Source organism: Eubacterium pyruvativorans, assembly GCF_900102225.1.
GTDB classification, from domain to species: domain Bacteria; phylum Bacillota; class Clostridia; order Peptostreptococcales; family Anaerovoracaceae; genus Aminicella; species Aminicella pyruvativorans.
This window is the reverse complement of sequence record NZ_FNBF01000025.1, coordinates 24,428-32,183: the sequence shown is the minus strand read 5'-3', so window position 1 is coordinate 32,183 and position 7,756 is coordinate 24,428. Positions and strand designations below refer to the sequence as shown.

General features: G+C 45.4%; 10 protein-coding genes. All 10 read left to right on the top strand.

What is annotated here, in order from left to right; all coding sequences use genetic code 11:
- Positions 1 to 23 precede the first annotated feature (23 nt).
- The 10 genes from BLQ24_RS09990 (at position 24) to BLQ24_RS08190 (ending at position 7,703) form a co-directional block, all read left to right on the top strand.
- Positions 24 to 338 carry a hypothetical protein gene (locus BLQ24_RS09990; RefSeq protein ID WP_143004279.1) on the top strand — a complete coding sequence of 105 codons (315 nt, stop codon included), beginning with the start codon at positions 24 to 26 and terminating at the stop codon, positions 336 to 338.
- 13 nt (positions 339 to 351) lie between these two features.
- Positions 352 to 1,545, top strand: coding sequence for an AAA family ATPase (locus tag BLQ24_RS08230; protein WP_090164482.1), 1,194 nt, complete (start codon positions 352 to 354; stop codon positions 1,543 to 1,545).
- A 282-nt stretch (positions 1,546 to 1,827) separates the two neighbouring features.
- Positions 1,828 to 2,790: a relaxase/mobilization nuclease domain-containing protein gene (locus BLQ24_RS08225; protein WP_090164481.1), complete on the top strand. Its 963-nt coding sequence runs from the start codon at positions 1,828 to 1,830 to the stop codon at positions 2,788 to 2,790.
- A 56-nt stretch (positions 2,791 to 2,846) separates the two neighbouring features.
- Positions 2,847 to 3,539: a PcfB family protein gene (locus tag BLQ24_RS08220; protein ID WP_473234637.1), complete on the top strand. Its 693-nt coding sequence runs from the start codon at positions 2,847 to 2,849 to the stop codon at positions 3,537 to 3,539.
- Positions 3,540 to 3,815: 276 nt separating this feature from the next.
- A complete protein-coding gene (locus BLQ24_RS08215) occupies positions 3,816 to 4,196 on the top strand; it encodes an SdpI family protein (RefSeq protein WP_090164479.1) in 381 nt (126 codons plus the stop codon).
- A gap of 48 nt (positions 4,197 to 4,244) precedes the next feature.
- Positions 4,245 to 4,526, top strand: a complete 282-nt coding sequence (locus BLQ24_RS08210; protein ID WP_090164478.1) for a DUF5963 family protein — start codon at positions 4,245 to 4,247, stop codon at positions 4,524 to 4,526.
- Positions 4,527 to 4,675: 149 nt separating this feature from the next.
- Positions 4,676 to 5,395, top strand: coding sequence for an ArdC-like ssDNA-binding domain-containing protein (locus BLQ24_RS08205; RefSeq protein WP_090164477.1), 720 nt, complete (start codon positions 4,676 to 4,678; stop codon positions 5,393 to 5,395).
- A gap of 2 nt (positions 5,396 to 5,397) precedes the next feature.
- Positions 5,398 to 5,592: a hypothetical protein gene (locus BLQ24_RS08200; protein WP_090164476.1), complete on the top strand. Its 195-nt coding sequence runs from the start codon at positions 5,398 to 5,400 to the stop codon at positions 5,590 to 5,592.
- Positions 5,576 to 7,384 carry a VirD4-like conjugal transfer protein, CD1115 family gene (locus BLQ24_RS08195; protein WP_090164475.1) on the top strand — a complete coding sequence of 603 codons (1,809 nt, stop codon included), beginning with the start codon at positions 5,576 to 5,578 and terminating at the stop codon, positions 7,382 to 7,384. The genes BLQ24_RS08200 and BLQ24_RS08195 overlap by 17 nt, the downstream gene beginning before the upstream one ends.
- A gap of 64 nt (positions 7,385 to 7,448) precedes the next feature.
- Positions 7,449 to 7,703 carry a glutamyl-tRNA amidotransferase gene (locus BLQ24_RS08190; protein WP_235897162.1) on the top strand — a complete coding sequence of 85 codons (255 nt, stop codon included), beginning with the start codon at positions 7,449 to 7,451 and terminating at the stop codon, positions 7,701 to 7,703.
- Positions 7,704 to 7,756: the final 53 nt, after the last annotated feature.

Sequence of the window (7,756 nt, the reverse complement as noted above, 5' to 3'; positions counted from 1 at the left end):
AAGGTAACCAATAATCATGCGGGGTGGCTCCGAAAGTCCGGACAGGTGGCTCCGCCACCACCGGACAGGCGGCTCCGCCGCCCCGTAATAATCATGATTTAGAAATAGGGCCAATTACAATACTTGGTATTTATCGAGGATTATTTAAGTTCAATGATATTAGGACTAAAGTTGATTCTATCGCAAAACTGAATGATACCAATGAAAATATAGCTTCTGTACAAGATGTGGAAACGGACGATAAAGAAGATGTTGATAACAGTGACTCTCCATATCTTGGAAGTGAGGAAATGATTCATTATATTGACGTTATTGCCTTGCTTCAAGAATTAAGTTAAGAGGTGTTAATTATTGAATCGAATTACTTTATATTCTTATTCGACAAGTTACTTTGAGGATGTCTTTGACAAAATATTCCCTACGACAAAACTAATAACAAATGCTGAAATAATTGAATGTTATAAAAATCCCAATCCAGAAGAAATAGCAAAGTCCTTCAATAACATTTTTTCAAAATGTTGTTACATAGATTTGTCTTTAATGATTTTAGGTGATGTTGAGAGAACAGACACTTGGCTTCAACCAATGATATTATTGCTTCAGGAATATCTTAAAGAATTTAATGAACATAAATGTGATAATATAACATTCATTATTGACAAGAGATACGCTGAAGGTATTTGTCAAAATCTCCCTTATTTTTTTTCAGGTGTAGAGCGAATTGAGGAAGAACTTGAAATTGATAAAAACAATACCACAAATATCGTTGATATACCTCTTGAAAGATTCCACGATGTAGAGATAAGTTTTGCACAGAATCTATTCGGAAATAGAAAGTTTAAACAGCGATTGTTTGAAGAACTTCATAAGTTCAGAATCTTAAATGAAATCGAAGAGAGAAAGGTGTTTTCCGTTTTCTTATGCGGCCCGTCTGGAATTGGAAAAACAGAAACAGCTCGGCTGCTTCATAATTATTTAGCTCCAAAGGAGCGATTTATTAAAATCAATCTGGGTAACTATTCTGAGCAAAATGCACTGAGTAGTTTGATTGGAAGTCCGCGAGGGTTCATCGGAAGTAGCAAAGGTGAACTCACTGAAAAAATTAATAGTAGCAAATCTAGAGTAATTTTGATTGATGAGTTTGAGAAGGCAAGTGTTGAAGTACATAATTTTTTTCTAGAGTTGCTTTCAGACGGTCGATTTACAGATTCAATGGGGAGAGAATACGATTTAGATAAATATATTGTTCTTTTTACATCAAATCTCGATAGATCAACCATTGGAGAATCTATATCTCCTGAACTTAGATCTCGTTTTGATCTTAAATATCAATTGGTTCCGCTGAACGATGCAGAAAAAAGAGAGTATATAGATTATAAGGGGAATTATTATTTAGAAAAGCTAGATGGAAATCTTAACAAAACTCAAATTGAAATAATAAAAAAAGAACTTACAACTATCGATGCACACGAGATTGTAAATCTTAGGGAATTAAATAGAGCGATTGAGAGTATAATTTTTTCGTCACCTGACATTTTCAAATAAAGCGGAGTTTGTACAGTAATAATTTGTCTCATGTGGGTTAGAACAAATATATGTATTAAGCAATTGTACATTAGAGCATATTATTCAAGGAGGGTTCGACTGTTGGAATATCCGCAGTTGTACTCTCCTTTTGCTTATAAAAATAAAAAAGGAATCCCTTGATAAAACAACTATACATTATTATTTTCAGTTGAGTGAAAAAATCTAGAAACCTGCTTCGCTTGAAATTTCAAGGATTTTTGCACCTGATTTTTTTGAAAAAATCAAATCTTCCCTTGACAAATGTACTTCCATAACCACATCGTTTTCAACTCAGTTTCATTTGTGGATGGAAAACGTTTTCACTTCTGCACGGAAGAGACCATGAGGATCCGTGCGGTGTCCGACCGGATCTGCCGTGAGCGGAATCTGTCTGTCATCGAGCATCCGGAAGGAAAGCGGGTCCCCTACTCTCTCTACAAAATGGAGAAAGCCGGCATGCCCACCAGATACAATGTGGCAAGGCAGGCACTGGACGAAGCCATCTCGGTCAGCGCCAACATGGAGGAATTCAAATCGGAACTGAAAAAGCGGGGTTATCTCTATCAGTTCAATCCCCGGCGCAAGTACTGGACCGTAACGCCTCCGGGATGGACGAAGGCCATCCGGACCGATCGTCTTGGCGACCAGTACACCAGAGAGATGATCCAGCAGAGAGTATTCTCAAATGATATCGGTGTCAGGATGCAGCGTATGCGAAACGAATGCCGCAGCTCCAATCACTATGACCTGAAGCGCCGGATCGACAAAATCATGGGAAGAAGCGGTCTGGAGAAACTGTATCTTCGGTACTGCTACGAGCTGGGATATCTGCCGAAGTACCGGCAGAATCCCGTGCGGCTTCATGCGGTGCTGAAAGAGGAACTCCTGAAGTGCGATCTGTACAGCGAGGAAGCAAAGTTCCTTGCCAGGTACAACATCAGTACAGAGGAGGATCTGGAAAAAAAGATGAAGTCTCTGATGGAAGATAACTCTTCCATCAGTGCGCAGCGAAGCGAGTTGAGACAGAAGATCCGGCGGAAGATGCCGGTAGAAGAAGAGGCGCAGTGCCGGGAAAAGGTCAGAGAACTGACCGCAGAGCTGAAGGATACCCGGAAAGAACTGAAGCTCTGCCGGGACATACGGGAACGGTCCGGTCAGGTAGAACGGAATCTTGAAACTGTAATTGAAGACAGAACACGGGGAAAGGAGAGAAAACCATTATGAATCCAGGAGGAGATGCAGCAGAACAGGTCGTCAGGCTGTCGCTGGAAGGCGTGGAGGTGGCGGCGAGGATCACCGGAAACGGAGCCAAGAACATCGCCATTCTTCTTCACGCCGTGCTGAAGGAAGAACAGAAGACAAAGGGAAAGACCCGGCTCACCAACATGCTGAGAACTGGAAAGGAACTGAAGGTCTATACAGTGCAGCAGAAGGACCTGAAGAAATTCACACAGGAGGCCAAACGCTACGGGGTGCTCTACTGCGTGCTGCGGGACAAGAACAACAAAGACGCGAACGCTGTGGTGGATGTAATCGCAAGAGCCGAGGACGCTTCCAAGATACAGCGAATCACCGAACGCTTCCGTCTTGGAACGGTGCCAACGGCATCCGTCACCGGCAGCGTCAAAGAACAGGAGAAATATTTTCCGGAAAAGGATGCACGGGAGAAGAAGGAACCGGAGGCAAGAAGCGAAAGAACCATGGGAGCAGGCCCAGGAAAACAAAAGCAGAAGGCAAACCCCGATTTGGCGAAGACGGCAAACGACCCTCCGTCCGAGCCAAGCTTGAGGCAAACAAGCCGCTCAAATGGGTCGACTGGAATGAATAGGCCATCTGTCCGGGAAAAGCTGAACTACTACCGGAGGCGGCAGTCCCGGGAGCAGAAGCTGTCCCGTGAAAAAGAGAAGAGGCCTTCTTCCAAAGAGAATACTGTGAAAGTGCCGCTTCCCAAGCGGCCGGGAAAGGAGCGATAGGAAATGGTAAGAGAAAAATATGTTTAATAAAATGCATCTGATTGTAATGATGAAATAACGTAATCAACAATTTAACCAGTAACGCAGCAAATGATGAAACATGCTGCGTTACTCATTTGTTTTATAGAGTTGAAATGTTCCGGTTAATCAGTGACACTATGAAAAATATGTGGTATAAGAATGTATACAACTGCTGATTGACCATCATATCGGATTTATCAGAATTATGTTATCAAATTAGAAAATGACAAATTTGAATTTGTTAGGAGAATAGCTATGACAGGATTCTGGTTTTTCATGTTGATCATGTGCCTCTTGACACCAGCTATGATGATTGGATTTGGGAAATATTTCATGAAAGGCGGGCCAAAACAAATTAACGGGATGTTTGGATATCGTACGCCGAGATCCATGAAAAATAAGGAAACCTGGAGGTTTGCACATCAGTATAGCGGCCAAATATGGCACCGCAGTGGACTGGCTTTATTGCCGGTTTCCATTGTGGTGATGCTATTTGTCTGCAGAAAGAGTGTAGACGTGATAGGCATTGCTGGATTGTTTATCGTCGTTGCTCAGATGGTTGTCATGATCTGCGTTATCCCGTTTACTGAAACAGCATTAAAAAGAAATTTTGATGATCTTGGAAGACATAGATAACTTCCAGTTTGTATAACAGGAAAATTTAAATTTAGCGAGGAAAAATATATGAAGAGAAAAATTAAAATTCTGATTGCGCTGATAGTTGGATTTGCTCTTGCAATGCTATTGATGAGCGTCGCAATTTACTTTGGATATACTAACGCATATAGTACAGATGTAAATACACTAACTGTTAAAATACTCGGAATATCTATTTACGAACTTACAAAGTCTGGAACAGAGTATATTGGCAAATCAATAGGAGTTTATATGGGGGCAGTATGTGGTATTTGTATGGCAATCAGTGTTATTGCTGAAGAACTTATCAGCAAAGCAAGACACAAATAAATTCCAGTTTGTTGAAATGAAATAATTAAATAATATGGAGCACTACTATATGTTTAAAAGGTATTGGCCCACTTGTGCACTAGCCTGACATACATGACCTCATCAACTCTGGTGAGGTCTTTTCTTATGCATAGAAAGGAGTTTCAGCAATGAATCAAGTGAGTAGTAACGATAACTTCGACCGTGAAGTATACAAAACCCAGAAACGAGAAGAAAAAGACCGCATCTTCGAAATGCTGTCCGAGGAAACGCAAAAGCTTCTGGATCCGGAGAAGCTGAAGGCCTACGCGGATGTGCAGGCTCGCTTCCTTCGAAGTTCTGTTTCCAATGCCCTTCTCATCGGGCGGCAGAGACCGGAAGCAACATGGATCCGGTCCTTTGATGACTGGAAGAATGACAGCATCTTTGTGAACAAAGGCGAGAAAGCTATCCTGATGCTGAAGCCGGTCACCTATGAGAGGCCGGATGGAAGCCAGGGTTTTGCTTCGGATGTCAGCAAAAATTTCGATGTTACTCAGACTACGGCGATGGGAAAAACGATCAGCAGGAAGGAATACAACGAGATGAGCGGAATGCCGTCACCGGAAGAGCTGCTGGGAGCCGTTCGTCAGCGGGCGATGGCGACCTTTGTCCGGGACGAGGCGTTCCGTGGAAGAGCCGTAAACATGGCGGATCTCAGTGTGTATCTCATGGCGAAGCACTACCGGCTGGATCCTCCGGACGTGGATTTCGAGCGCATTGCCCGTTTTTTCGAAGGCCGCAAGGAAAAAGATGTACGCCGTGAACTGACTGCAGTGAAAACCGCAGCTGACGAAGTGAACAGAGAGATGCTGGCCCGAGCCAGGGACGGCCGGGAGAATGAGAGGTAGCCATGGAAAGAAAACTGATCTTAGAGATGGATTCCTATGACCGGAACATTCTGCTTAACGCATTGAATGATCTGCGTACGAAGCAGATCCGGGAAGGCCTCCCCACTGATCCGGTGGATGAACTGATGGTGAAACTCTATGAGGCGAAGCAAAAGCGATTTCTGGTATCGGAGGCCTGTCATGAACACTACCGATAAGAAGAATATCCTGCTCGGCTCAGCCATCGGGGTGATTCCCGTGATCTGGGCTGCGCTGATCGCTGCGCCATATATGAGGAATGGGCTGCTGGAGCACATGGACGAACTGTCCGGTGCTTTCCGGCAGCCTTTTCAGATCCGGATAACAGAAAACACACTGCGAACAATTCTGTTTTTCCTGGTGATCTATGCTGTCAGCATCGGCATCTGGCTCTCCACCCGGCGGAATTACCGCCGTGGCGAAGAGCACGGCTCTGCGAAATGGGGAGACCCTAAAACGCTGAATAAAAGATATGCCGACAGGATCCCGGAAAACAACAAACTGCTTACCCAGAATGTGCGGATCGGTCTGAATGGCAGGAAGCACAGAAGGAACCTGAACGTCATGGTTATTGGAGGATCCGGTGCGGGCAAGACCCGGTTTTACTGCAAACCCAATGTCATGCAGTGCGGAGAAAGTTCCCTTGTGATTCTGGATCCAAAGGGCGAGACCATCCGGGCAACCGGCCATCTTCTGGAGGAAAAAGGATATGCGGTGAAGGCTCTGGATCTTCAGGAAATGGACCGGTCCCACTGCTACAATCCCTTTGTCTATTTGAGAGACGATAACGACGTGCAGCGGCTGGTGACCAATCTCTTCAAGTCCACCACGCCAAAAGGTGCCCAGTCCAATGATCCCTTCTGGGATACGGCAGCACAGATGCTGCTTCTGGCACTGATCTTTTATCTTAAGTATGAGGCGCCGGAGGAAGAGCAGAATTTTGCCATGGTCATGGAGATGCTCCGGGCTGGAGATGTGGACGAAGAGGACAATTCACCAAGTCCTCTGGACAACCTTTTCTTCGATCTGGAAAAGACAGATCCGGATCACATTGCTCTCAAGTATTACCGCAATTACCATTCCGGTGCGGCAAAGACGCTGAAGTCCATCCAGATTACCCTGGCTGCAAGGCTGGAAAAATTCAATCTGGAGAGTCTTGCAAAGCTGACCATCACCGATGAACTGGACCTGCCGTCACTGGGGGAAAGGAAAACAGCCCTTTTTGCCATCATTCCGGACAACGACACCAGCTTCAACTTTCTGGTATCTATTTTGTACACCCAGCTCTTTCAGCAGCTTTTCCATTGCGCAGACAAGAAACACGGCGGCAGTCTTCCGGTTCACGTGCATTTCGTGCTGGACGAGTTTGCCAACCTGTCCATGCCTTCGGACTTTCAGAAGATCCTATCTGTCATGCGCTCCCGGAATGTATCAGTCAGTATCATTTTGCAGAATCTGGCGCAGCTCAAGGCGCTGTATGAGAAAGACTGGGAATCCATCATGGGAAACTGCGACGAGTTCGTCTATCTGGGCGGCAACGAGCAGCAGACCCATAAGTACGTCAGTGAGCTTCTGGGCAAGGAGACCATCGACACCAACACCTACGGCAGGTCCACCGGAAGGAGCGGCAACTATTCAACAAATTACCAGAACACAGGAAGAGAACTGATGACGCCGGATGAAGTGCGGATGCTGGATAACCGGTATTCCCTTCTTTTTGTCCGGGGTGAACGGCCGGTGAAGGATCTCAAATATGACATTCTGAAGCATCCCAATATTGCACTGACAGAGGACGGCGGAGCTGCACCGTTCCTGCACGGCATAGCGGATAAGGCGGACTTCAGCATCCAGCTGACATCGGCGTTTCTGGACCATGAGGACAATCAGCCGGCAGAGCCCACGGGATATGAGCTTTTGTCAGAAGAAGATCTGCAGCGTGAATTCGAGGAAGGAGAATCGTTTAATGACTAGGAAAAAGAATGAACTCAAAACTAATGAGATAAGGAGACGGAGCATCATCACCGGATATGCGGCGATGGTGCTAACCTGCACGGTGGGTGCAGCCACCTGCTTTGCTGCAGGGGATCCGATTTCCACGGTGAACAATCTGTCCACGTTTATCTTCAGCCTGATCCGAGCCATCGGGCTGATCCTGCTGGGGTTAGGCATCATGCAGGTGGGATTGTCGATGAAGTCTCACGATCCCAGTGCCCGTGCCAACGGATTTCTTACGCTGGCCGGCGGTATCATCATCACGTTTACAAAAGAGATACTGAACATGATCATATAGTGGGAGGCGGCAATGAAAAATTCAAAGAAATACAATGATTCCGGAGGTGATGG

Excerpts from the sequence above, each read along its gene's own strand:
- BLQ24_RS08205 (WP_090164477.1), top strand. The coding sequence starts at position 4,676 with ATGAATCAAGTGAGTAGTAACGATAACTTCGACCGTGAAGTATACAAA.
- BLQ24_RS08225 (WP_090164481.1), top strand. The coding sequence starts at position 1,828 with ATGTACTTCCATAACCACATCGTTTTCAACTCAGTTTCATTTGTGGAT.
- BLQ24_RS08195 (WP_090164475.1), top strand. The coding sequence starts at position 5,576 with ATGAACACTACCGATAAGAAGAATATCCTGCTCGGCTCAGCCATCGGG.
- BLQ24_RS08215 (WP_090164479.1), top strand. The coding sequence starts at position 3,816 with ATGACAGGATTCTGGTTTTTCATGTTGATCATGTGCCTCTTGACACCA.
- BLQ24_RS08210 (WP_090164478.1), top strand. The coding sequence starts at position 4,245 with ATGAAGAGAAAAATTAAAATTCTGATTGCGCTGATAGTTGGATTTGCT.
- BLQ24_RS08190 (WP_235897162.1), top strand. The coding sequence starts at position 7,449 with ATGGTGCTAACCTGCACGGTGGGTGCAGCCACCTGCTTTGCTGCAGGG.
- BLQ24_RS08200 (WP_090164476.1), top strand. The coding sequence starts at position 5,398 with ATGGAAAGAAAACTGATCTTAGAGATGGATTCCTATGACCGGAACATT.